This window comes from Alcanivorax sp., assembly GCF_051117345.1.
Lineage (GTDB): Bacteria > Pseudomonadota > Gammaproteobacteria > Pseudomonadales > Alcanivoracaceae > Alcanivorax.
In genome coordinates, this window is record NZ_JBNPEC010000074.1 from 1 (window position 1) to 22,918 (window position 22,918).

Consider the following 22,918-nt stretch of genomic DNA (forward strand, 5'->3'; position numbering starts at 1 on the left):
ACCATGTCCCGACCGTAGAACAGGGTCTCGTAGCGCTGGTAGGCCTGCATGGCCTCCCCCAGGGTGCGGCAGGTGAGAATCAGATAGCCGAGCATGCCTACATGGCGCGGCTGCACCATGGCACCGATGGCCAGGCCCGGTGCCAGCCGCTCTGGTCGCAGGGACACCGCCTGCTGCAACAGGTCGCGCCATAACGGCAGGGGCACCAGATCCGCCGGGCTGCGGCTGTCGAGCACCGTGCGCAGAGCCGGCGCCGGCAGGTTTTCCCGATCCAGCCAGTCCGTGAGCAGCTGCACCCAGGCCCCGGTCACGCGCATGGCTGTGGCCATGATTCTCTCCCGCCGTTTATCCGCTGGCATCAATTGTCAAAAATACGGCATGGAACGTCAATACAAAGCCACCCATCAACCGCACAATGACCGCATCATCAATCACAACGGGAATATGCCCATGGCTCTGATGGACTGGTTCAACAGCGTGTGGCAGAACAGCGGCCTGGCCCCGCTGTGGGAAACCGTCGCCCCCTGGCTGGCCCTGGATGAACGGCAACTGATCTTCATGGTGGCCACGCCCTTCTTTATTGGCGTGTTCCTGTGGGAGTTCATCAAGATCCGCCACAATGCCGAGCTGGTGGACACCCGGGAATCCATTCGCAATTTCATGCTGGGTGCCGGTTACCAGACCACCGAGTTGCTGTTCGCCGGCCTGATTGCCTTCCCGGTGTATGCCTTCGCCTACCACCACCGGTTGCTGGATATCGAGCTGACCTGGTTCACTGGTGCCCTGCTCTGGGTGCTGACCGATTTCTGCTTCTACTGGATGCACCGCACCTCGCATCGAGTGCGCTGGTTCTGGGCCGCCCATGTCACCCACCACTCTTCCGAGCGGATGAACTTTTCCACCGCCATGCGCCAGAACGCCACCAACATCTTCAACGGCGGCTGGCTGTTCTACGTGCCGTTGGCCTTTGTCGGCTTCAACCCGGTGTGGATCGGGGTGTGCTACGCCCTGTCACTGGTCTACCAGTTCTTTATCCATACCACCCTGGTAAAGCGGCTGCACCCGGCTATCGAGTATGTGTTCAACACCCCCAGTCACCATCGGGTCCACCACGGTCGCAACCCGGACTATATCGACACCAACTATGGCGGCGTCTTCATCCTCTTCGACCGCCTGTTCGGCACCTTCACTCCGGAACGGGACGAGGAACCGGTGGAATACGGCATCACCCGCCCGGTGTACAGCAACAACCTGCTGGTCGCCTGGTGCCATGAATACGTGGATATGTTCCGCGACATCAAACAGCACGGCCCCATCGGGCAGCGGCTGAAGCATCTGTGGAAGCCGCCGGAGTGGGAGAGGGAAAGCAATGAATAGTTAACAGTGAACAGTTAATAGTTGCGCGAATACCGCCAACAACGATTTAAACGCATGAGGCCGCGCCCAACCATTGGGCGCGGCCTCATGCGTTCCAACAAAAAACAACGCCAGCTCGCGGCGCTGTTCACTGTTAACTATTCACTGTTAACTGCCGTCGCTAGCGCCTGCTGATAAAACATCCACGCCATCACCCCCGCCAGCAAGTTGCCAAATGCCGCCCCCAGCGCCAGACCGCCGAAGTCACCCAGCCGATAGCCCAGCCACAACAGGGGTAAATAGCACAAGAACAGGCGCAGGAAGGAAATCAGCATGGCGCGCATGGGCCAGCCCAGGGCATTGCTGGCGGAGACCACCAGCATGCACACACCGAGCAGGCCAAAACTGGGCGGCAACCAGCGAATCAGCAGTGTCAGGTAAGCCTGGACCGGTGCCGATTCCACCAGAAGACTCGCTAATGGCGCCGCCAGCAAGGCCATAGCCAGCCCCAGCAGCACCTGCCAGCCAATCACCATGGCCGCCGCCACGCGCATCAGGCGGCGCACCGTGTCCCAATCGTTGCCGCCGTAGCAGCGCCCCAGCCAGGGCGGCAGGGCCATGGTCATGCCCAGTACCAGCACAATGGAAAAACTTTCCAGCCGGCTGGCCATCCCCCAGGCCGCCACTGCCTGGTCGCCGGCCCGGGCCACCAGAGCAGTGGCCAGCATGGCCGCCAACGGCGGCATCAGCTGGCTGATCATGGCGGGCCCGGCAATCTGCGCGAACGGCCAGGCGGACACCCGCATCTGCAACAGCATGCCATGGCGCTGTACCCAGCCCTGCCCCCGCAGCGCCAACACCAGGATGACCATGCCGATCGAGAAGGCCAGCAGGGACGCCAACGCCGCGCCGGGCAGGCCGAAACCCTGCCAGTCGCCCACCCCGAAAATCAGCAACGGGTCCAGAATCAGATTGAGCAGGCTGGTGAGCACCATCATCAGCCCCGGGAAGCGGGTATTGCCGTGGGCCCGGAACAGGCTGTAGCCAAAATACAGTACCCCGCCTACCCACATGGCCAGGGCCTGAATCGCCCAGTAGGGGCGGATCAGTTCGCGAATGGCTTCACTGGCACCGATCAGGGAAAACGCCGGGGTCTGAATCAACCACAGGAACAACACCAGGGCACCCAGCATCAGGCCACCACCGGTGAGCACCAGGGCACCAAGCCGGTTGGCCTGATCCTGCTGGCCGGCACCGATGGCCCGGGAGATGAGAGCAGCAATGGCAATGCCGATTCCCACCTGCACGCCGATCACCAGAAACGCCAGCGGAAAGGTGAACGACTGCGCCGCCAGCGGTGCTGTTCCCAGCCGTGCCACAAAGATGCTGTCCACCAGGTAGAACCCCAGTAACGACATGACCCCAAGCGCCATGGGCCAGGTCTGCTGCCAGAGTTGGCGGACGAGGGACAATGTGGAGAGAGGGACGGTCTGAGACAATGGGCAACCTTGGTGGTGATTACAGGTCAGGTGAGACTAGCAGGGGTGTAGTTAACAGTTAACAGTGAATAGTGAACAGCGACCAAGGCTGTGTGTTTTTCCTTCAACGCATGAGGCCGTGCTGGACATCAGAGCGCGGCCTCATACGTTGAAATTCAATACAGACCTTGGTCGCGCAGCTGTTAACTATTCACTGTTAACTGGTTTTCAGAGCGGCTGGATGCGGTCTACCAGCTTGCCGCTTTCCACCAGCTCCAGGAACTCATCCCCCAGCCGCTGACTCTCCCCCACCGCCTTGCGCCAGTAGGCCTCGCGGCCGGCATCATCACCCAGGTAATGTTTGAAGTCGGTGCGATCGGGCAATTTGCCGTGGGGCAGGCTGGCCAGGTACTCCCGGGAGGGCGACACCAGCAACAGGCGGCGCAGGCGTTTGGGGTCGCCGTTGCGCCAGCGCAGGGGCTTGTCGAACCAGCCGGGGATCACCCGGTCGGTGAAGTGCGGGTAGAGGACAATGCCGGCGCTCTGGTAGGGCAGGTCCAGGTGGTAGTCGAGCATGCCACCGTCCCGGTAAACCCCATCCGGAGCCCCGGGCAACTCGCTGACCCCATCGAGCACCATGGGAATGGCGGCACTGGCCAGCAGGGCGGCGCGCAGATTCTCCGCCCGCAAGGAAATATGATGGGTGGTGAAATCATTCAGCGGGCCCACCGGCAGCGGGCTGCCGTCGGGGTAGACCAAGCCACGCTCCATGAACAGGCCGGTGGCCTGGCGGCTGAAAAAGTTGGTGCCGATCAGTCCGGCCAGTCCCAGGCCAAGCCCCAGACCGCCGTTACGAGCCATCAACCCGCGGCTGCGAATCACCACAATCACCAGCCGGTAGTCCTGGTTATGCAGGATGTGCTGGTCACGATCCTGCAGCAGCTCGGAGAGCATGGCCGCACAGCGATGACTCACTTCCCGGGAGGTAATCCCCTTGGGAAAACGCTGACTGGTGTAGAGCTCCGCCAATCGCTCCAACCCCTGGGCCGGATCCTGGCCCATGGCGATAGCAGCAAAGCGCCAGCTACCGATGGAGGCGCCGATCAGGGTACGACGGCGAGGCGCCCGGGGCAGGAAGTCACCGAAAACGGCCCGGTCCAGCCCGTTGATACCCAGCGCCTTGGGGCCGCCGGCAGCACCGGGAACAATGTCCACATCCTCTGCACGCAAGCCGTGCTCGCGCAAATGGGCAATGGCATCAGTGCCTGCTCGCACCGTCAGCGCGGGGGCAGTGTTGTGAATGGCGACCACCTGTTCTCTCCGAAACCGACTCAGGAAGGCTATGCATGCTACCCGCTATTGCCAGATTTCCGAAATTGCATTCCGCTATAGGAAAAGAGAAACGACAAGCATCCCGCTAAACGCAAAACCGTCAGGCTCTTGAGCATGGCCCTTGAGGCGCGCCGTATTCCGGCACTGCGGCGAAGCGCTATTTACCAGGAAGTCAGGCTATCACTCCGTACCGGCCAGAAACTCGCCCAGCGCCCGGGTAAACGCCAACGGCTGGCTCATCAGCGGCACGTGGCCAGAGCGCGGCAGCACCACATGACGAGCACCAATCAGTTCGGCAAAGACGGCCTGCCCTTCAGCAGGATAGAGAGGCGAGCGGGCGCCGGTAATCACCGTGGCCGGCACCGGAAAATCTGCGGCTGAAGATCGGTAATCATGGGTGCCGGACAGATACGCCTGCAGGTAGGCACGGATGTCTGCCAGCTCTGCCACCGGCAACAATCGCGCCCACAGCCCGGACCAGCGAGACGTTGCCCGGTAAGCGGAGTGCAGCCCGGGGCGACCGGCCACCTGGGACAGAATATGGGTCAATTGACGAAGAACAGCCTCGCGCATTCCGGCGGCCAGGTTGGCGATCCGCCCGTGATCCGGTGCCGCGTCCAGCAATGTCAGCAATTCCCGCAATTGCGAGAAAAAGTGCTCCTGGCGGTCACCGAACAGGCCATGGGCCCAGTCAGGCTGGTTGGCAATGCAGGGCGTCTGATCAATATGAAGATAACGGCCCACCGGAGAAAAATCCCCATGGGCATGCCAGTGCAGACTGGTAGTCGCCCCCAGGGAATAGCCCACCAGGTGAAAATCCTGCAGGCCAAAGTGGCTCACCAGGTCTTCCATGTCCTGCATGTGGTTATGAAACACATCGGGCTGGTTGAAACGGGCAGCGGCAGAATTCCCTGCTCCACGCAGATCCGGCATATAAAACTGATAACGGCGCAGGTATGGCAACACAAAAGGCAGCCAGTCGCGCCCCTGCATGCCCAGCCCGTGCAACATCAGCACCGGCTGGCCACGCCCCAGAATCCTCACATGCAGTGACTGGCCGTCCCTGGCAGGAAATAACGGCATTCCGCCCCCCGTTCTTCCAGATTATTATTATTCGCCGTACAGACAGAGGTAGGCGGTATCTACTGCCACCTTTACCTGAAAACGACTGTCTGCCACCACCTCAAAGGTGTCACCGGCAGCAAATGTCTGCCAGTCGGCGGCGCCGGGCAGCTTCACTGTCAGTGCGCCGCTGACTACCGTCATGGTCTCGTGTTCGCTGGTACCAAACTCGTAATCGCCCGGCGCCATCACTCCCACCGTGGCGGGCTTGGTCTCGGTTTGAAAGGCAATGGATGCCACCTTGGCATCGAAGTATTCGTTGACCTTGAACATGCAAGGACCTCCGCTGAGTCAATGGAGGCGCGAGTATGCCAAAAGCCCCGGCGACGTGCCGCTTATTTCCAATCCGTGGCGATCGGCGTCCCCTGACGCACGGTATTGGTAACCGGCGTTTTGGCGGCGATCTCCAGCAGGCGTTGGCGCTGATCCTCACTCAGATCACCGCTGCACGTCAGGCTACGCTCGATATATTCCTTGCCCGCATCATCCCGATAAAAGTGTAGCCCCACCTGAATCTCGCCCAGCTCCCACCCCTTGCGCTCCGCATACATGCGCAGGGTGATGGAGGTGCAGGCTCCCAGGCCAGAAAGCAATAATTCATAGGGGTTGGGGCCGCTGTCAGTGCCGCCCATATTTTCCCCTTCATCAGCACTGAGCTGATGCTGCCGGGCATCAATCTGCTGTACATATTTCTCAACGCTACGTACCCGCACTCGCGCCATGACGCTCTCCTTTTCTTTGTCATCCACCGCTTTCATACTGAAAGCCCTCGTATCACGACTATGCCACGGAGACGGCCATGAGCAATACCAATGCCAGCGGCGAGATGGTGGAATGCCCCAACCTTGCCGGCAAGCCCACTCTCAAGGCAGTGGCCTCACGCAAAAGTATTCTCGGCAGCGGCCTGCCGATCATTCGCCACCTGCCCAGCCGCGACCAGCGATTGATTGGTCCCTGGTGTTTTCTCGATCATATCGGCCCCACCTCTCTGGCGCCCGACAACGGCGTGGATGTGGGAACCCACCCCCATATCGGGCTGCAGACCGTGACCTGGCTGTTCGAGGGCGCGCTGCTGCACAAGGACAACCTGGGCTATGAACAGGAAATCCGCCCCGGCCAGCTCAACCTGATGACCGCGGGCCATGGCATCTGTCATTCCGAGGAAAGTCCCGACGGTTTTAACGGCCCCATGCACGGCCTGCAATTCTGGATCGCCCTGCCCGCCGAACACGAAGACACCGACCCGGCCTTCAGCCATCACACCGATCTACCGCAATGGCAGCAGGATGGTGCGGATATCACCCTGGTGGTGGGCGAGCTGAATGGCCGCCGCTCCCCGGCTCAGGTGTTCTCCCCCCTGGTCGGGGCCGATATCGTGGCGAAAGATACCTGCACCCTGATCCTGCCCGTGCCTGCGGGATTTGAACTCGGATTATGCATCAACGAAGGCAGCGCCGAGGTGGACGGCGAAACCCTGCAGGTCGGTGAGTTGTACTACCTGGGTTGTGGCCGTGACAGCCTGACGCTAACGCTCGCCGCCAACAGCCGGGTGATGCTGCTGGGCGGCGAACCCCTCGGGCAACCGGTATTGTTGTGGTGGAATTTCGTGGGCAGGGATCAGGCGCGTCTGGAAGCGGCCATTGCGGACTGGAATGACTGGCCCAACGACCGGTTCGGCGATGTAGCGGCGTATCAGGGCAACCCCCTGAAAGCCCCCAGCCTGGATCCATCAGTACGACTGAAATAATTCAGATTGGGCTGTAGGAGCCATGCGAGCATGGTTCCTAGGACGGCCAGCCAAGTAAATTTCACTCTTTGGAATGGGAACATCAGTCCATTATCAAGACCCGCGCACCTGCTGGCAGAATATTTCTACGACTTCACTGTCATAGGCAGGATGCGTGATGATGACGTCATAGCTTTTTCCTGCCTCAATCTCACAATCGACCTGATCCACACCATTCCACATTGCATAGCGGAAAACATTTAATTCCAGTGTCTCGTCAGAAGCAGGCGCAACAGCTTCGTAGTCAGTCGCCTGACCAAAGACAAACCCATCAGCCAAGAAGTCACCACCGACCGATACAGCCAAAGGCTGCCCACTTAATCCTGAAAGCGCATGAATCAATCGAATCCTGACCTCACTGTCAGAGACGGCTGCCACACTCTGTTGGTAATTTCTCAGGATCGGATCGGAGCCACCTGAGCCACTCACCTGCCCCATCAACACCAGGGTGTAGCTCTGTCCGGCCTTCAGCTCTAAAGATTGGTCATCAACCAGGGTAGTTGTGTCGTTATTCACATCGAACACGACAGTCTCGGTATCTGCGTCGAGCTGGAAGGCCACACCATCCTGCTCGGTGGTGGAATACTGACGATTTTCGAACAATGGCTCAGAGAGGTTGTTGCGGGCAACCAGATCTACGGTGGTATCGGTCCTTGTCGTTCCCGCCAACTGGTTATGAAAGAAGACCGCGGAAGGCTCACGCAGCAGATCCTCCACCTCATCATCGTCACCCCCGCAACCGGACAACATCACTACGCCGGCCATGGCCAGTAAGCCCAGCTTTTTCATGGTTTTCTCCCGAATAGATTGGCGACGCCAGAATTACCACGGGCGGCGGCGTTTTTTTGGTAATGGTTGGCAGTTTGGAGGGGTCCGAAAGGCGGAAAGTACCAGCCGCTCAGTTGAACGGCTGGCAGTACAGGGCAATCTGATCATCGTCGCTGTCGAAACGACGGTAGGCAATGATGGCATCGTAGCTACGGCCACTGCTGACGCTACAGCTTACCTGGTCGATCTCCAGACCCTGGGTTTCGTTGTTAACCGTTACCTCCAGGGTGCCACTGGCATTGGCCGATACATAGCTGCTGCCTTGGGCATATTCCAGACCGGACACTAACGACTGGCCGGCAGCGCCCGGTGTAGCAACGCTGAGCTCATCGCCAGCGAGACGCGACAAGGTATTGATGAAGCGCACCCGGATCTGGCCGCTGGTCACGGTCATTTGCTGGTGCCGGTAGGTGCGTAGTTGACGGTTGTCCAGGGTAGTATCGCCCATCAGCACCACGGTATAGCGATCACCCGCTGTCAGGGTACGATTCAGCGGGCCGTTGACCAGGGTACTGCCGGAACTGCTGCCACGGGCATCGAAAGACAACGACTCGCTGTCGTCATCCAGCTCGATGGAGTCAGCGCTGACATTACCCGTGATGGTGTACTCCACATCGTTTTGCAGCGGACTGTTCTGATTATCCACGAACAGGTCCACGGTGACGTCGTCTTCGCTGCCACCCCCCACCTGGGTCAGCTGGTTATGGAAATAGATTCTGGCGTTGTCAGAAAACAGACCGTTGTCGTCTTCCTCATCACAACCGAAGGTGGACAGGCCGGCCACGGACGCGGCCAATACCAGGCGCAGGAAAATCATGATGCCTCACTCCCGGGTGGTTCCTCGCTGTCGCCCTGCTGCTCCAGCAGGGCGGCGGGGCTTTCACCCTCATTGAACTCACGAATGAAAATACCCCAGAAGGCCACAAACAGGGCAGCCAGCAGAGGCCCCAGCGCGAAGCCGGTGATACCGAACATGGCCAGCCCCCCCAGGGTGGAAAACAGCACCACATAATCCGGTAATTTGGTGTCTCGTCCCACCAGGATCGGACGCAGGATATTGTCCACCAGCCCGATGACAAAAATACCAAACAGCACCAGGATGGTGGCGTTCAATATATCACCAACCGCATAGAGGTAGAGCGAAACCGGCAGCCAGATCAGGCCCGCGCCCACCGCAGGAATCAGTGACAACACCGCCATCACCACCCCCCACAGCAAGGCACCGGGTATGCCCAGCCACCAGAAGATCAGGCCACCCAGAGCCCCCTGGGTGGCCGCCACCAGCAGGTTGCCCTTGATAGTGGCGCGGGTCACTTCGGCAAACTTGGCGAACAACAGTTTCTCACGCTCATCGCCCAGTGGCAGAGCCCGGATCAGCATACTGACCATGGAATCGCCATCACGAATCAGGAAGAACGCCAGATACAGCATCAAGCCCAGATTGAGGAAAAACTGGAAGGTATTCTGGCCCACCGCCAAGGCACGCTTGGCCAGGAACTGCCCGGCACCGGTGAAGGCTTCCACGGTCTGCGACTTGACCCGTTCAAGATCAATATCAAAACGCTCGGCGGCGGACTGCAGCCAGGGAAATGCCTGCTTGATGCGATCCACATAGTCGGCCAGATTGAGCTCGCCGCTCTGCACTTTCTGAAACAGGGATACGCCTTCGGTGACGAAGGAAGAAGCCACTACCAGTACTGGAATCACCACCAGCACCACACACAATACAAGGGTGCACAGGGACACCAGATTACGGCGATGGGGCCATTTGGCGAGCAGGCGCTTCTGGAACGGATAGAAAATCACGCCAATGGCGCAGGCCCAGAAAATGGGGGCGAAGAAGGGTTTCAGCAACAGCGCAAACGCTGCGCTGACCGCCACCAGCGTAAACAGGAACGTGCCTCGCTCCAGCTTTACCGATATATCCGTATCCTGCATCGCCACTACGTCCCTTTCTGCGAATTCATTGGCTGGATCATCGGGCAGCCATCAATACGCCACCGCCCAGGTAACTCATATAGGCCACAAAGACCACCAGCAGGCCGATACCGTTGCCGCGGGTAATTTGCCCCTTGCGACCCCACAGACCAAAACCCATCACAAACAGTGCCAAGGTCAACACCATCATCAGGCTCCAGTCACGTTGCAACACCACCATCTCTACACTCATGGGTTTGATGGCGCCGGCAATGCCCACCACCGCCAAGGTATTGAACAGGTTCGAGCCTAGCACGTTCCCAAAGGCAATATCGTGCTCGCCCTTGCGCACGGCGGCGATGCTTGAGGCCAGCTCTGGCAGGGAGGTACCGATCGCCACAATGGTCAGGCCGATGACCAGGTCACTGACCCCCAGCGACTGGGCAATATACACCGCGCCCCACACCAGCAGGCGGGAACTGGCCACCAGCAGGGCCAGGCCCACCACCAGCCAGAACAGGGAGGTCTTCAGTGGCAGCGGATGCTCGGCCAGATCGGTTTCCACTTCCCCGGCCAGCACATCACCCTTGCCGGTCATGGCGGCGTAGATAGACCAGCCCATCAGCAGCGCCAGCACGCCGAGCAGCACCCAGGCATCCACCTTGGAAATATTGCCATCCAGCAACTGATAGCCGGCCAGCAATGTCACCAGGGTAAGAACCGGCAACTCTTTCTTGAGAACCGCAGAATTCAAAACGATGGGGCTCATCACTGCAACCACCCCGAGGATCAGGGCGATGTTGGAAATATTGGAGCCATAGGCATTGCCCAATGCCAGCGAAGGATTACCATCCAGTGCGGCCATGGCAGACACCACCATCTCCGGCGCCGAGGTACCGAAACCGACGATCAGCATGCCGATCAGCAGCGGTGGCATACCTGCATGGGCTGCAGTACCGGCCGCCCCTTCCACAAACTTGTCAGCACTCCATACCAGCACAATCAGGCCAGCGATCACGGCGGCAACAGCCAGCAACATGGGGACTCCTTGGGGTAGTGAATCGTGTCAGGCGGGCATTGTGGCAGAGAGCGGGAAGGCTGGCACCTGTCAAAAAAGCTACAAGCGCCAAGCTTCAAGCTGCAACACGATCTGGCCAGTGCCAACCCCATCAAGCCTTGCCCGCGCTTAACGGCAAATTGCGGCGCAAAGCCCTAGCAGGGTGGCACTACACAATCCCGCGCCTTGTGGCTTGAAGCTTGTAGCTTGCGGCTTCCCTAAACATGTTCCTCCCTCCCCGGCTTGATGCCATAAGCCAGGGTATAGAGAACCGGCACCACAATCAGGGTCAGAATGGTGGCGAAGCCCAACCCGAACATGATCACCACCGCCATGGATTCGAAGAAGGCATCGAACAACAGCGGTATCATGCCGAGAATGGTGGTCACCGCCGCCATGCACACGGGTCGTACCCGGGAAATGGAAGCGGTCATCACCGCCTCGAAGGGCTCCAGGGTTTCCATCTCCAGCTTGATCTGCTCTACCAGCACGATGCCGTTCTTCACCAGCATGCCGGACAGGCTCAGGAAACCCAGCAATGCCATGAAGCCGAAGGGCGCATTGAGCAACAGCAGCCCCAGGGTCACGCCGATGATGGCCAGCGGCACGGTGGCCCAGATCACCAACGGCTGACGCAGGGAATCGAACAGCAGCATGGTGATGATGAACATGAACAGATAGCCCATGGGCAGGCTGCCGAATACCGCTGCCTGGGCATCTTTCGATGCTTCGTACTCACCACCCCAGGCCAGCGAATATCCCGGCGGCAATTCCAGCTCGGCAATGGCCGGGCGAATACGGCGCAGTACTTGGTCGGCGGTTTCGTCGCCGAGCACATCCGGCTCCGCTTGTACGGTCAGGGTGCGCTTGCGATCGCGACGCAGAATCAGGGCATTTTCCCATTCGGTGCGAAAGTCGGACACCACCTGGGTAATAGGTATGTAGGTGGTATAAACCGGTGACCATACCTGCACATCGTTCAGGTTATCGGCACTGAGTCGTTCATCCTCCGGCGGCCGGGCGACAATGGGGAGCAACTGGCTGCCGTCCCGATAGAGCCCCACCGTGCGGCCGCTGAAGTTCAGCGCCAGGGTATTGTCCAGATCTTCCCGGCTGATGCCGGCACGGCGCGCCTGGGCCTCCTGGAACTGGGGCCGAATCACTTTTTCCTGCTGGCGCCAGTCATGACGAATACTTTCCAGGCCACCGTCTTCACGCATGATCGCCTGGGCTTTGAGGCCCAGCTCGCGCAGGGTCTGCGGGTCCGGGCCGCTGAAGCGGGCCTCGATGGATGCCGGCGGGCTGGGGCCGATCATCAACCGTTTCACCTTGGCAAAGGCCTGCAGGTGCTCCTCGCCAATCAGTTCGCGGGTAGCGGACAGGGCCGCATCAATCTGTTCGCGCTCGCTCACCTGAACAATCAGTTGGGCATAGCTGGGGTAACTCTTTTCCGGGTTGTACGGCAGCATGAAGCGCTCCGCCCCACGGCCGATGGTGCTGGTCACCCCGGTGACCTCGTCCATGTCCAGTAGCGACGATTCCAGCCGCTCTACCGCTTCGCGCGTGGCGCGGATATCACTGCCCTGGGGCAACCAGTAATCCACCAGAAACATGGGCGTATTCGACGGCGGGAAGAAAGCCTGCTTGACGGCCCCGAAGCCCACTACCGCCACCACCAGCAGGATGCCCATGCCGGACAGGGTGAGCACCCGGTGGTGAATAGCCCGGTCCAGAAGACGCCGGTAGATCACGAACAGTTTGCCCTTATAGGGATCTTCTGCCTCGCCACCGGCACCGCCCACATCCTTGTCAGAGAAAAACAGGTCCGCAAAGAATGGCACCAGGGTCACGGCGGTGATCCAGCTGAGCAGCAATGAAATCAGCAGCACCCAGAACAGGGTATTGGTGTATTCCCCGGTGGCATCCTCGGACAGGCCGATGGGTGCGAACGCCATGATGGCGATTACCGTGGCCCCGAGCAGCGGCCAGATGGTCTGGCGGACAATATCCACCGCCGCTTCCAGTTTTGACATACCCCGCTTCATGCCCACCAGGATCCCCTCGGTGACCACGATGGCATTATCCACCAACATCCCCAGAGCAATGATCAATGCCCCCAGGGAAATCCGCTGCAGATCAATGGCCAGCACCTTCATGACGATAAAGGTGCCAAGGATGGTGAGCAGCAATACGCCGCCCATCAGCAGGCCGGAACGCACCCCCATGAACACCAACAACACGGCGATGACGATGGCGATGGCCTCGCCCAGATTGAGCAGGAAGGCGCCCACCGAGCTATCCACTTCCTGGGGCTGGTTGTACACCGTGGCCAGCTCCATCCCCACCGGCCGCTGGTATTCCAGCTCAGCCAGGCGCCGCTCAACCCGCGCGCCCACTTCCACCACATTGACCCCCTTGGAGAAGGAAATCCCCAGGGTCAGGGCAGCGTCACCGTTGAAGCGATAGAGGTGGTCCGGCACCTCCGCATAGCCCCGTTCAATGCTGGCCACATCGCGCAGATAGACCAACTCATCGGCGCCGGGATCGGAAATCAGCAGATCTCCCATGTCCTGCACGGTGGGAAATTCGCCGGTGGGATAGATGCGAATGTACTCGTCGCCCACCCTCACCTTGCCCGCCGGATTCACCGTGTTCTGGGTCTGCAACAGAGAAAAGATGCGCTCCGGGCTGATGCCCAGGGACGCCAACCGGGTGCGGGAAATTTCCACCAGCACCTGCTCCTGGCGCTGCCCCCCCACCACGACTTTGCCAACGCCTTTCACCAGCACCAGCTCCCGGGTCAGGTAGTCGGCGTAATCCTGCATTTCCTGGTAGCGATAGCCATCACCGGTGATCGCCATCAGAATGCCGTAGACATCGCCGAAGTCATCCATCACCTGAATGGTGCCGACCCCCGGAGGCAGTTGCGGCTGCAGGTCGGTGAGCTTGTGACGCAATTCATCCCAGATCTGCTTGAGCTGGCTGGCCCGGTAGGTGGGCTTCATTTCCACCTGCACCTGGGACAGGCCATTGCTGGAAATGGAAGTGACATAATCCACGTAGGGCAGATTCTGGATCGCCATTTCCACTGGCAACGTGACTTCTTCTTCTACCTGACGAGGCGAAGCACCCGGGTAGCTGGTGATCACCATGGCGGTCTTGATGGTGAACTCCGGGTCTTCCAACTGACCCAGGCCGGAAAAGCTGACAATCCCGCCCACCAACAGAATCAGGGTGAACAGCCAGCTCACCACCCGGTGGCGAATGCTGTATGCGGCGATATTCATCACAGCCCCCGCTCTTTCACCAGCTCACGTACCCTCTGCCCCTCTTCCAGATGATGGACGCCGGCACTCACCACCCGGTCTCCGCTGCTCAGGCCATCGAGAATTTCCACGCCTTCACCGACCACCTGTCCCAGGGTGACCGCCACCGCCGACACGGTGCCGATACCGTTTTGCGACTGATAACGCCAGACAAAGGCGCCCTCCTTGCCATCCTGCTTGAACACGGCTTCTACCGGCACCTGCAAACGGTCGGCGGCAGCCTTGCGAATCTGGCTAAGATCAATGGCCACGTCCACGCTCATGCCCGGCAGCACCACCTGCCCTTCCGGGTTGGCCATGGTCAGGGTGATGTTGTAGGTCTGGGTACGCGCATCGGCGCTGGCTTCATGCTCCTTGTAGCTGGCCTTGAAGGTACGATTGGGCGCACCTTCAAAGCGCACCGTGGGCTGGTAGTCCTCACCGCCTTTACGCAGGTTGGTAAAGAAGCGTTCGGAGACAGCGAACTCGATGTCGATGTTGTCGTCGCCCTGCAGATAGAGAATCGGCTCCTTGGCCTGCACAAACTGGTAATTCTCCACTTCGGTACGCGCCACGGTACCCGCATAGGGCGCCTTCAGCCGGGTGTATTCCACATTGTCACGGGCCATGCTCAGAGCGGCCCGGGCCTGACGCCGTTTTGCCTGCAACTCGTCGAACTGGGCTTCGGAAATCACCCCGCGCTCGCGCAGGCTGATCGCCCGCTGATACTGACTCTCGGCAAGGTCGTACTGGGCCTGGCGGTCCGCCAACTGATTATTAAAATCCGCCGGATCCAGGGCCGCCAGCAATTGCCCCTTCTTCCCCTGCTCACCGGCACGCACCGGCAGCTTGGTCAGCTGCCCGGACACCCGAAACGCCAGCTGGGACCCTTCCGTGGCCACCACCCGCCCCGGGTAATGGCGCAGTTGCCCGGCACCGTCACCGTTCACCGTGTACAGCTTCACCGGCTGCGGTAAAGGCGCCTGTGCCGGTGGCTCATCGCCACATCCCGCCATCACCAGAGACAGGCCAACCAGTGCCCAGAAACGTCCCATGCGTGCTCTCCCAGTATTTTGGTACTTGTCAGTACCAATTATCACATACCTTGCCACGATGTCGTGAAACCTATTCAAAACCCTACCGGATTCTGACCTGAAATGACTGTGGTGTCTTTGTGTAGGGTGCATTGAGCCCAAGGATTTACCAGCAAAAAAAAGGGCCGACAGACGTCGACCCAAGGGGGAATAAGGTGCACAGCGGATGGGTCAAGCCGACCTGCCGTGCGGTGACGGTGAGCGCGTCACGAGGTTGCTCTTTGCAATACCTCTGGCCTGCTCAGGCTTTCAGCCAGGCTTCCAGTTCGTCGGCGCCGCCAATGCGTTCGCCTTCGATATACACCTGCGGCGTGGTGCCGGCACCAGTAACCGCTGCCAGGCTGCTGTAACTCAGCCCCCGGCTGCCCAGCTCGATTTCCTCAAAGGCATAGCCGTTTTCCGCCAGCGCCTTTTTCGCGCGGGTACAGTGCGGACAGCCCGGCTTGGTGAAAACGGTCACCCGTTTGGGCAAGGCCGCTTCGCCGTTGATGTAGTTGAGCATGGTGTCCGCATCGGAGACCTCGAACGGGTCGCCGGGCTTTTCCGGCTCGATGAACATGCGTTCGATCACCCCGTCTTTCACCAGCATGGAATAGCGCCAGCTGCGCGGGCCGAAGCCGAGATCCTGCTTGTCTACCAGCATACCCATCTTGTCGGTGAACTCACCGTTACCATCCGGAATGAAACGGATGTTGCCGGCAGACTGGTCACCGGCCCAGGCGTTCATCACAAAGCCGTCGTTGACCGACAGGCAGACGATGTCATCAACGCCGTTGGCTTTCAGCACCGGCGCCAGTTCGTTGTAGCGGGGCAGGTGAGTGGAGGAACACGTCGGGGTAAAGGCGCCCGGCAGGGCGAACACCACCACGGTTTTTCCCTGGAACAGATCATCGGTGGTCACGTCCTGCCATTCATTACCTTCACGGGTGCGGAAGGTGACTTGGGGGACACGTTGCCCTTCGCGATTTTCCATTATGCTTGCACTCCTTTTTTCAATTAGAGGGTGACTCGTTTGATATGGGCTCAATAATAGCCACCCTCTATTCATCTGAAAAACGGATTGCTGCTATCTTTGCGATTGCCTTTATCTATCAATCCAGATGAGCGGACAGCATCCAGGCTGCCTTCTCGTGAATCTCGATACGGTCGCTGGCCACCGTGGAGGACCCTTCATCCTCGTGCTCGCCGGCCAGCTTCAGCACCCGGTTGGCCTGTTCGGCCACAGTGCGATGATCCTCGGTGAGCTCACGGATCATGTCACTGGCAGACGGGTCGCCCACCGCATCCTTCACCGTGGACAACTTGGCAAATTCCGCATAGCTGCCCGGCGCCTTCCAGCCCAGCGCACGAATACGTTCGGCGATGGTGTCCACTGCCAGGGCCAGCTCGGTGTACTGTTGCTCGAACAACAGATGCAGGCTGTGGAACATGGGGCCAGTCACGTTCCAGTGGTACTTATGGGTTTTCAGGTAGAGGGTGTAACTCTCGGCCAGTAACTTGCTCAACTGCTCGGCAACCTGCTTGTTGTGTTCAATCATTGCGTGGCTCCTTGCTGTCAAAAGGTGACGAGGGATTCTCTCCCACTCTTCTCTACATGGCCTTGGGAACAGGAACTTCAACCCTGTTCGCCATGGCTTGTGATCACCGTAACGCCGCACCCGATCCATCAATAGAAAATTGATTTCATCGCTTTGATAGAAAAGACTGATGTACACATCTGTCCGAATTGGCGCTTTACAGGCGCCTTTGGCGCTCGGCATGATGCAGTCTCCTCCAGCCGCAAGAAGATCTCGTCAATGACCGCAACCCCGCAACCGGAAACGGATTACTCACTTCTGGAAGAATGGTTGAACGGCTTGACGCACGGCATCGGCGCCGCCCTGAGTGTCGCCGGCACCGTGATACTGATTGTTGCCGCCAGCCTGCAGGGCGATCCCTGGAAAATTGTCAGCTTCAGTATTTTTGGTGCCAGCCTGATCCTGCTCTACAGTGCCAGCGCCCTGTACCACAGCCTGCGAAACCCGAAATGGCGTGCGGTGTTCAAGATGCTCGACCACTGCGCCATCTATGGGTTGATTGCCGGTACCTACACACCCTTCCTGCTGGTCAATCTGCGCGGCCAGACCGGCTGGATCCTGTTTGCAGTGATCTGGGCGCTGGCACTGATCGGCATCGGTCTGAAGGCCATGTATGGGCACCGTTTCAAACTGATGCGGGTGGGCATTTACCTGGCCATGGGCTGGCTGATCCTGGTTGCCTCCGGGGAACTGACTACCAAATTGAACGAGGCGGGGTTCTGGCTGATCCTTGCCGGTGGCATCACCTACACTGCCGGGGTAATTTTCTACTTGGCCGACCGTTTCATTCCCTTCAACCATGCCATCTGGCACCTGTTCGTGATGGGTGGCAGCATCTGTCATTTCTTCGCTGTCTATTACGGAGTGCTGCCGGTCTAGCAGCCGGGCCTTTCCGAAAACGCATCAGCTCGCTTGCATGAGATCCACCATTCATTATATATTTTATTTAAATATATTTAATGGAAGTATCATGCAAACACTGGATATGGACGCCCTACGCGATAACGCCACCGAAGCCAGTCAGCTGCTCAAGGCGCTGTCGCACCCGGACCGGCTGCTGCTGCTCTGCCAGCTCACCGACGGCGAGCGCAGCGTCAGCGAGCTGGAAGAGCTGGTTGGCGTTTACCAACCCTCCCTGTCCCAGCAGCTTGGCGTCCTGCGCCGGGAGGGGCTGGTGGCCAGTCGTCGGGACGGCAAGCAGATGCACTATTCCATTGCCGACCCCAAGGCCCTGGCCGTGCTGGAAACCCTGTACGCCCTGTTTTGTGGAGAGCCCCAATGACCGTCGACTGGACCGCCTTTACCCCCTGGTCTGCCTTGGCCGGTGGCGCCCTGATCGGGCTGGCCGCAGCGCTCTTTATTCACGCCAACGGCCGCATTGCCGGCATCAGCGGCATTGTCGGCGGGCTGCTGCGTCCCGCCCCCGGTGACCGGGCCTGGCGACTGGCCTTTGTACTGGGCATGGTTGCCGCCCCGCTGCTGTGGAGTCTGGCGGGCACCCTGCCGCCGCTGATCATCGCCGCGGACTGGCCCCTGCTGATCGTGGCCGGGCTGGTCGTCGGCATCAGCACCCGCTACGGTGCCGGCTGCACCAGCGGCCACGGGGTCTGCGGTATATCGCGGCTGTCTCCTCGCTCACTGGCCGCCACCCTGGCATTCATGGGTAGCGGCTTTGTCACCGTCTTTGTGGTTCGCCATTTGCTGGGAGGTGCTCTATGAACCGGTCGCAACTGAGCGCCTTTGTGGTCGGCCTGATTTTCGGGGTCGGATTATTGCTGGCCGGCATGGCCAACCCGGCCAAGGTACTGGCCTTTCTGGATCTGGCCGGCCCTTGGGACCCGTCTCTGGCGCTGGTCATGGTGGCCGCCATCGCCGTGGCGTCAGTGGGCTTTGCCCTCACCCGGGGGCGCAGCCTGGCCTGGAGCGGTGACCCCATCCAGATTCCCGGCAATCGCAAACTGGACCGGCGGCTGGTACTCGGTTCGCTGGGTTTCGGGGTTGGCTGGGGACTGGCGGGCTTCTGTCCAGGACCGGCGCTGGTGGCACTGGGCACCGGCAGCGTCAAGGCAGTGATATTCGTCGCCGCCATGATAGCGGGCATGGCCGCCTTTGAATGGCTGGAAAAGCGCAAGAGCGCATGAAGGCAGCTACAAGCTACAAGCCTCAAGCAACAAGGCGCGCCAAGGGCCTTTAGGTTCTGAAAGGCCATGCCCGCGCCCAAACCTCGAAGCGCGGGCAGTCAACTCGCCTTACTCGCATACCTCATTCGCGTTGCAGCTTGTAGCTTGCAGCTCGTCTTCCTACAGCAGCGCTTCAATATCCTTGCGGATCGCTTCCGGCTTGTCGGTGGGCGCGTAACGCTTGATCACCTTGCCATCGCGGTTGATCAGGAACTTGGTGAAGTTCCATTTGATCGCCTTGCTGCCCAGCACACCGGTGGCTTCGTTTTTCAAGTAGGCGTACAACGGATGGGTGTTGTCACCGTTCACGTCGATCTTGTCGAACATGGTGAAACTGACCCCGTAATTCTTCTCGCAAAAAGCGCCGATCTCGTCCGCCGCGCCGGGCTCCTGCTTGCCGAACTGGTTGCAAGGAAAGCCGAGGATTTCCAGCCCCTTTTCCTGCAGGTCGTCATAAAGCGCTTCCAGCCCCTTGTACTGAGGGGTGAAGCCGCACTTGCTGGCGGTGTTAACAACCAGCAGCACCTTGCCTTTGAAGTCGGCCAGCGCCTTGTCTTCACCACTGAGGGTAGTGGCGGTGTAATCGTAAATTCCCATTATCTCTCCCGTAACAAAAAACGCCCACGGCGCGATGCCACAACCTTAGCGCAGGCGACGATTCCCGGCGACCTATTCCCGGTGGTAGAGCGCCTCAACCATGGCGTCAGCCACGGCCTGGCTCGATTGCGGGTTTTGCCCGGTGATCAGTCGTCCATCCGTCACCGCATGGCTGACAAACTTGTCCGCCAGATCCAGCTTGGCGCCCAGCTCTTCCAGACGCGTGGCGAGCAGGAACGGCATCACCTCATCCAGCCCCACTTCCCGCTCTTCCTCATTGGTAAAGCAGGTCAGGGTGCTGTTTTGCACCAGCGGGGTGCCATCTTCATTGCGTAGCCCCACCAGCGCCGCCGGGCCATGGCACACCGCACCAAGCAAGCCACCCTGGGCCCAGGTGCGCTCCATCACCGCCGCCACCAGCGGATGATCGGGCATGTCGAACATGGCCCCGTGACCACCGGGCACAAAGACGCCGGCAAAGCCGTCTTCCCAGATTTCCTCAAGAGGCCGGGTATCCTGCAGGGCCGCAATGGCCTCGGACCACTGGGCCTTCTGTTCGTCATCCGGCACGGAATTGGGGTCTACCGGGATCTTGCCGCCCCGGGGACTGGCCACCACCACCGGAATATTTTTCTCCCGGAACAGCAACCACGGCACCGCGAACTCTTCCAGCCACAGGCCGGTCTGCTGACCCTGGCCCATTTGCGCTGCGCTGGTCACCAGCATCAGCAGGGGTTTATCCAGATTCATTACGCCTCCCGTTCGTGTTCCACTGCGTTCCAGTTCTGTTCATCCCAGCACGGCCCGTGGCAACATGCTGTGATTGATTCTTCTCACGTTGGGTGCGACGGCGTTTTTCATCAAGCCCGCAGGCGGATTTTTTTGTATGGACTGGCACCAGTTACTCAACAAGGCCCGATTGGGCGGGCGCAGCGCCAAGGACGAAAGTGGCCGCACCGCCTTCCTGCGCGACCACGACAAGATCATCTTCTCCGGCGCCTTTCGGCGGCTGGCCCGCAAGACCCAGGTACACCCGCTGGCCACCAACGACCATGTGCATAACCGGCTGACCCATTCTCTGGAAGTGTCCTGTGTGGGGCGCACCCTGGGTATCCGCGTGGGGGAGCGGCTGCAACAACAGAACCGGCTGCCGGACACGGTCAGCGCCACCGACTTTGGCGACATCGTCCAGTCCGCCTGCCTGGCCCACGATATCGGCAACCCGCCTTTCGGGCATACTGGTGAGCGCGCCATCCGCGCCTGGTTCCAGGAACGGGGGCAGCGCTTTCTCGACATGCTGGCCCCGCAACAGCAAAGCGACCTGACCTTTTTCGAAGGCAACGCCCAGGGCTTTCGCATTATCACCAAAAGTGAATACCACCAGTACGATGGCGGCATGCGCCTCACCTACGCCACCCTGGCCACCTTCCTGAAATATCCCTGGCTGTCCGCCGATGCCGGCGCCGCCAGCAGCAAGCCGGGCAAGTACAGCGCCTTTGTCTCGGAAACCGATGCTTTCCACGAAGTCGCCGCAGCGACCGGCCTGTTGGAGATTTCACCCGGCCGCTTCTGCCGCCACCCGCTGGCCTATCTGATGGAGGCCGCCGATGACTTTTGCTACGCCATCATTGATCTGGAAGACGGCCTGGAGATGGACCTGCTGCACTGGGATGAAGTCTATGCCCTGCTGCAACCGGCCCTGCCGGACACGCCCGAAGTGCGTGACCTGATTCACTCCGACCTGCGCGACGGCCGCAAGGCCGCCCTGCTGCGCGGCAAGATTATCGAGCGTTTTATCGAAGCCGGTGTGGAAGCCTTCGTGGCCAACCACGACAACCTGCTGAGCGGCAGGATGGACGGCGATCTGATCAGCCACTGCGAACCGGCAGTGCGCGATGTAGTGGAAAATGCCAAGCAACTGGCACGCTCGAAAGTGTTTGAACATCCAAGAAAGATCGAGCTGGAAATCGGTGCGTTTGAAGTCATGGGCGCGCTACTGGACGGCTTGATTGAAGCGGCGGTTTCCCATGCCTGTGACAACGCCAGGAACTACCGCCACGAACGCATCATCGATCTGATCGGCCGCCACAGCTTCCCCGAGGATCTGGCAACACTGCCGGAGCAGGAAAGGATTTATCAATGCATCATGCGGGCGCTGGATTTTCTTGCCGGCATGACCGACAACTATGCCACCTATCTGGCCAAGCAGTTTTCGGGAATGGCGGAAACGCGATATTGAAGGGCAAGCCGGCAAGAAGAGAGGCAAACCAAACTACCCTTCCAGGGGCCAGAATCAACTCCCCACTAATAAAGTCAGAGCCCGCGAGCGACCAACACTGCCCCCCCATTCCGGGCATTCAATAATCACCGGAATCCCCTCGGCGGTCGCTACAAGGCAGCAACAATATTTACCAGGTTAATCTCCTCCTATCCCCCATATGGGGGATGCGCACTTATCGTCGCCTGCTCAATACTGGCAGTGAACGACTAGGGCGGGGCAGGTCTGGGGACACCCCGAACGACAGCAACAAGAATCCATCCAACGGGGAAGTTGATGGCTACCACCTTTACGCCTGCTTTTTGGGGGGAACACTCCCTTTATGTCTGCAAGAAACTCATCCTTCCGCTCATCGGTGCCAGTCTTTTAAGTGCCTGCGCTACCGGCCCAAAGCAATATGCCGCAACCCCCCTTGATCCAGCCAAACAAGAGTATGTCGCCAGCCAGCCAGCGGCCTTGCAGCCCGCCTGGCGCAAGCTTTTCCAGGAAGGGCGACGCAATGAAGTCCTGAATCTGATGGAAATCGGCGCCACCGCCTTCAAACAGGGCGAGCTGGATACCGCCCGCCGCACGCTGGATGAGGCCATCGCCAATATCGAAAGTGTGTATGCAGACAACGACGCCGCACGCAAGGCACGCAGCCTCTGGTACGAAGAGGGGGAAAAGGAATTCAAGGGCGAGCCCTACGAGCGCTCCATGGTCTATTACTACCGGGGCCTGATTTACCTGATCGATGGCGATTACGGTAACGCCCGCGCCACCTTCCTTAATGGCCTGCTGCAGGATGCCTTCGCCGAAGAAGAGCAGCACACCACCGACTTTGCTTCACTGGTCTATCTGGCCGGCTGGGCGGCGCGACTGGATGGCAACGAGCGTCTCGCCGGCGAGCATTTCGAGGAATACCGTCAGTTCCGCCCCGACGGCCCGGTCCCCGGTGACAGTACAACACCCTGATCGTGGCAGAAACCGGCACCTCTCCCCGCAAGCTGGCCGATGGCGTCGGTCACTATG

The 22,918-nt window shown here is 59.8% G+C and carries 24 protein-coding genes; 8 read left to right on the plus strand and 16 right to left on the minus strand.

All coding sequences use genetic code 11. From position 1 onward, the window contains the following. On the minus strand, positions 1 to 329 hold a 329-nt coding region (locus ACFE0K_RS04620; RefSeq protein ID WP_434534948.1), incomplete at its 3' end, for an AraC family transcriptional regulator ligand-binding domain-containing protein. Between the two features lie 49 nt (positions 330 to 378). Between ACFE0K_RS04620 and ACFE0K_RS04625 the strand changes: the two genes are divergently transcribed. Beyond that, positions 379 to 1,377: a sterol desaturase family protein gene (locus ACFE0K_RS04625; protein WP_434534949.1), complete on the plus strand. Its 999-nt coding sequence runs from the start codon at positions 379 to 381 to the stop codon at positions 1,375 to 1,377. 137 nt (positions 1,378 to 1,514) lie between these two features. Here ACFE0K_RS04625 and ACFE0K_RS04630 read toward each other — a convergent pair whose 3' ends face one another. From ACFE0K_RS04630 to ACFE0K_RS04650, 5 genes are all read right to left on the minus strand, one after another. Further along, positions 1,515 to 2,789: an MATE family efflux transporter gene (locus ACFE0K_RS04630; RefSeq protein WP_434534967.1), complete on the minus strand. Its 1,275-nt coding sequence runs from the start codon at positions 2,787 to 2,789 to the stop codon at positions 1,515 to 1,517. A 273-nt stretch (positions 2,790 to 3,062) separates the two neighbouring features. Continuing rightward, positions 3,063 to 4,145 (minus strand): patatin-like phospholipase family protein, encoded by a 1,083-nt coding sequence (locus ACFE0K_RS04635; protein WP_434534950.1) that lies wholly within the window; start codon positions 4,143 to 4,145, stop codon positions 3,063 to 3,065. Between the two features lie 201 nt (positions 4,146 to 4,346). Continuing rightward, entirely contained in the window at positions 4,347 to 5,249 is a 903-nt protein-coding gene (locus ACFE0K_RS04640) for an alpha/beta fold hydrolase (RefSeq protein WP_434534951.1), read from the minus strand. A gap of 27 nt (positions 5,250 to 5,276) precedes the next feature. Next, entirely contained in the window at positions 5,277 to 5,561 is a 285-nt protein-coding gene (locus tag ACFE0K_RS04645; RefSeq protein ID WP_290537172.1) for a pyrimidine/purine nucleoside phosphorylase, read from the minus strand. Between the two features lie 62 nt (positions 5,562 to 5,623). Next, positions 5,624 to 6,046: an OsmC family protein gene (locus ACFE0K_RS04650; RefSeq protein WP_434534952.1), complete on the minus strand. Its 423-nt coding sequence runs from the start codon at positions 6,044 to 6,046 to the stop codon at positions 5,624 to 5,626. Positions 6,047 to 6,087: 41 nt separating this feature from the next. On the opposite strand from ACFE0K_RS04650, the gene ACFE0K_RS04655 reads away from it, so the two are divergent. Beyond that, positions 6,088 to 7,035, plus strand: a complete 948-nt coding sequence (locus tag ACFE0K_RS04655) for a pirin family protein (RefSeq protein WP_434534953.1) — start codon at positions 6,088 to 6,090, stop codon at positions 7,033 to 7,035. Positions 7,036 to 7,128: 93 nt separating this feature from the next. Here ACFE0K_RS04655 and ACFE0K_RS04660 read toward each other — a convergent pair whose 3' ends face one another. The 8 genes from ACFE0K_RS04660 to ACFE0K_RS04695 form a co-directional block, all read right to left on the minus strand. Continuing rightward, positions 7,129 to 7,863, minus strand: coding sequence for a hypothetical protein (locus ACFE0K_RS04660; protein WP_434534954.1), 735 nt, complete (start codon positions 7,861 to 7,863; stop codon positions 7,129 to 7,131). Positions 7,864 to 7,972: 109 nt separating this feature from the next. Next, entirely contained in the window at positions 7,973 to 8,719 is a 747-nt protein-coding gene (locus ACFE0K_RS04665) for a hypothetical protein (protein WP_434534955.1), read from the minus strand. Then, complete coding sequence (locus tag ACFE0K_RS04670; protein ID WP_434534956.1) at positions 8,716 to 9,840, minus strand: AI-2E family transporter; 1,125 nt, start codon at positions 9,838 to 9,840, stop codon at positions 8,716 to 8,718. Before ACFE0K_RS04670 ends, ACFE0K_RS04665 begins: the two co-directional genes overlap by 4 nt. 37 nt (positions 9,841 to 9,877) lie before the next feature. Next, the gene (locus ACFE0K_RS04675) at positions 9,878 to 10,858 is read right to left on the minus strand and encodes a calcium/sodium antiporter (protein ID WP_434534957.1); all 981 of its coding nucleotides are present in this window, start codon (positions 10,856 to 10,858) and stop codon (positions 9,878 to 9,880) included. Positions 10,859 to 11,094: 236 nt separating this feature from the next. Continuing rightward, entirely contained in the window at positions 11,095 to 14,163 is a 3,069-nt protein-coding gene (locus tag ACFE0K_RS04680; protein WP_434534958.1) for an efflux RND transporter permease subunit, read from the minus strand. After that, positions 14,163 to 15,236, minus strand: a complete 1,074-nt coding sequence (locus ACFE0K_RS04685; RefSeq protein ID WP_434534959.1) for an efflux RND transporter periplasmic adaptor subunit — start codon at positions 15,234 to 15,236, stop codon at positions 14,163 to 14,165. Before ACFE0K_RS04685 ends, ACFE0K_RS04680 begins: the two co-directional genes overlap by 1 nt. A gap of 280 nt (positions 15,237 to 15,516) precedes the next feature. After that, positions 15,517 to 16,251 carry a glutathione peroxidase gene (locus tag ACFE0K_RS04690; RefSeq protein WP_434534968.1) on the minus strand — a complete coding sequence of 245 codons (735 nt, stop codon included), beginning with the start codon at positions 16,249 to 16,251 and terminating at the stop codon, positions 15,517 to 15,519. 115 nt (positions 16,252 to 16,366) lie between these two features. Continuing rightward, entirely contained in the window at positions 16,367 to 16,813 is a 447-nt protein-coding gene (locus ACFE0K_RS04695; RefSeq protein WP_035246021.1) for a Dps family protein, read from the minus strand. 258 nt (positions 16,814 to 17,071) lie between these two features. Here ACFE0K_RS04695 and trhA point away from each other — a divergent pair, with 258 nt between their 5' ends. From trhA to ACFE0K_RS04715, 4 genes are all read left to right on the plus strand, one after another. After that, positions 17,072 to 17,731 (plus strand): PAQR family membrane homeostasis protein TrhA, encoded by a 660-nt coding sequence (gene trhA / locus ACFE0K_RS04700; RefSeq protein ID WP_434534960.1) that lies wholly within the window; start codon positions 17,072 to 17,074, stop codon positions 17,729 to 17,731. A gap of 91 nt (positions 17,732 to 17,822) precedes the next feature. Then, positions 17,823 to 18,134 carry an ArsR/SmtB family transcription factor gene (locus tag ACFE0K_RS04705; RefSeq protein ID WP_434534961.1) on the plus strand — a complete coding sequence of 104 codons (312 nt, stop codon included), beginning with the start codon at positions 17,823 to 17,825 and terminating at the stop codon, positions 18,132 to 18,134. Further along, positions 18,131 to 18,571 (plus strand): YeeE/YedE family protein, encoded by a 441-nt coding sequence (locus tag ACFE0K_RS04710; RefSeq protein ID WP_434534962.1) that lies wholly within the window; start codon positions 18,131 to 18,133, stop codon positions 18,569 to 18,571. The genes ACFE0K_RS04705 and ACFE0K_RS04710 overlap by 4 nt, the downstream gene beginning before the upstream one ends. Beyond that, positions 18,568 to 18,993 (plus strand): DUF6691 family protein, encoded by a 426-nt coding sequence (locus ACFE0K_RS04715; RefSeq protein ID WP_434534963.1) that lies wholly within the window; start codon positions 18,568 to 18,570, stop codon positions 18,991 to 18,993. Before ACFE0K_RS04710 ends, ACFE0K_RS04715 begins: the two co-directional genes overlap by 4 nt. A gap of 159 nt (positions 18,994 to 19,152) precedes the next feature. On the opposite strand, the gene ACFE0K_RS04720 is transcribed toward ACFE0K_RS04715, so the two are convergent. Both ACFE0K_RS04720 and ACFE0K_RS04725 read right to left on the minus strand, forming a co-directional pair. Further along, positions 19,153 to 19,629, minus strand: coding sequence for a glutathione peroxidase (locus tag ACFE0K_RS04720; RefSeq protein WP_414432689.1), 477 nt, complete (start codon positions 19,627 to 19,629; stop codon positions 19,153 to 19,155). 72 nt (positions 19,630 to 19,701) lie between these two features. Continuing rightward, positions 19,702 to 20,379, minus strand: coding sequence for a type 1 glutamine amidotransferase domain-containing protein (locus ACFE0K_RS04725; RefSeq protein ID WP_434534964.1), 678 nt, complete (start codon positions 20,377 to 20,379; stop codon positions 19,702 to 19,704). Between the two features lie 136 nt (positions 20,380 to 20,515). Here ACFE0K_RS04725 and ACFE0K_RS04730 point away from each other — a divergent pair, with 136 nt between their 5' ends. Together ACFE0K_RS04730 and ACFE0K_RS04735 are read left to right on the plus strand one after the other, a co-directional pair. Continuing rightward, complete coding sequence (locus ACFE0K_RS04730) at positions 20,516 to 21,868, plus strand: deoxyguanosinetriphosphate triphosphohydrolase (RefSeq protein ID WP_434534965.1); 1,353 nt, start codon at positions 20,516 to 20,518, stop codon at positions 21,866 to 21,868. 495 nt (positions 21,869 to 22,363) lie between these two features. Further along, on the plus strand, positions 22,364 to 22,861 hold the full coding sequence (locus tag ACFE0K_RS04735) for a hypothetical protein (protein ID WP_434534966.1): 498 nt from the start codon (positions 22,364 to 22,366) through the stop codon (positions 22,859 to 22,861). Positions 22,862 to 22,918 lie beyond the last annotated feature (57 nt).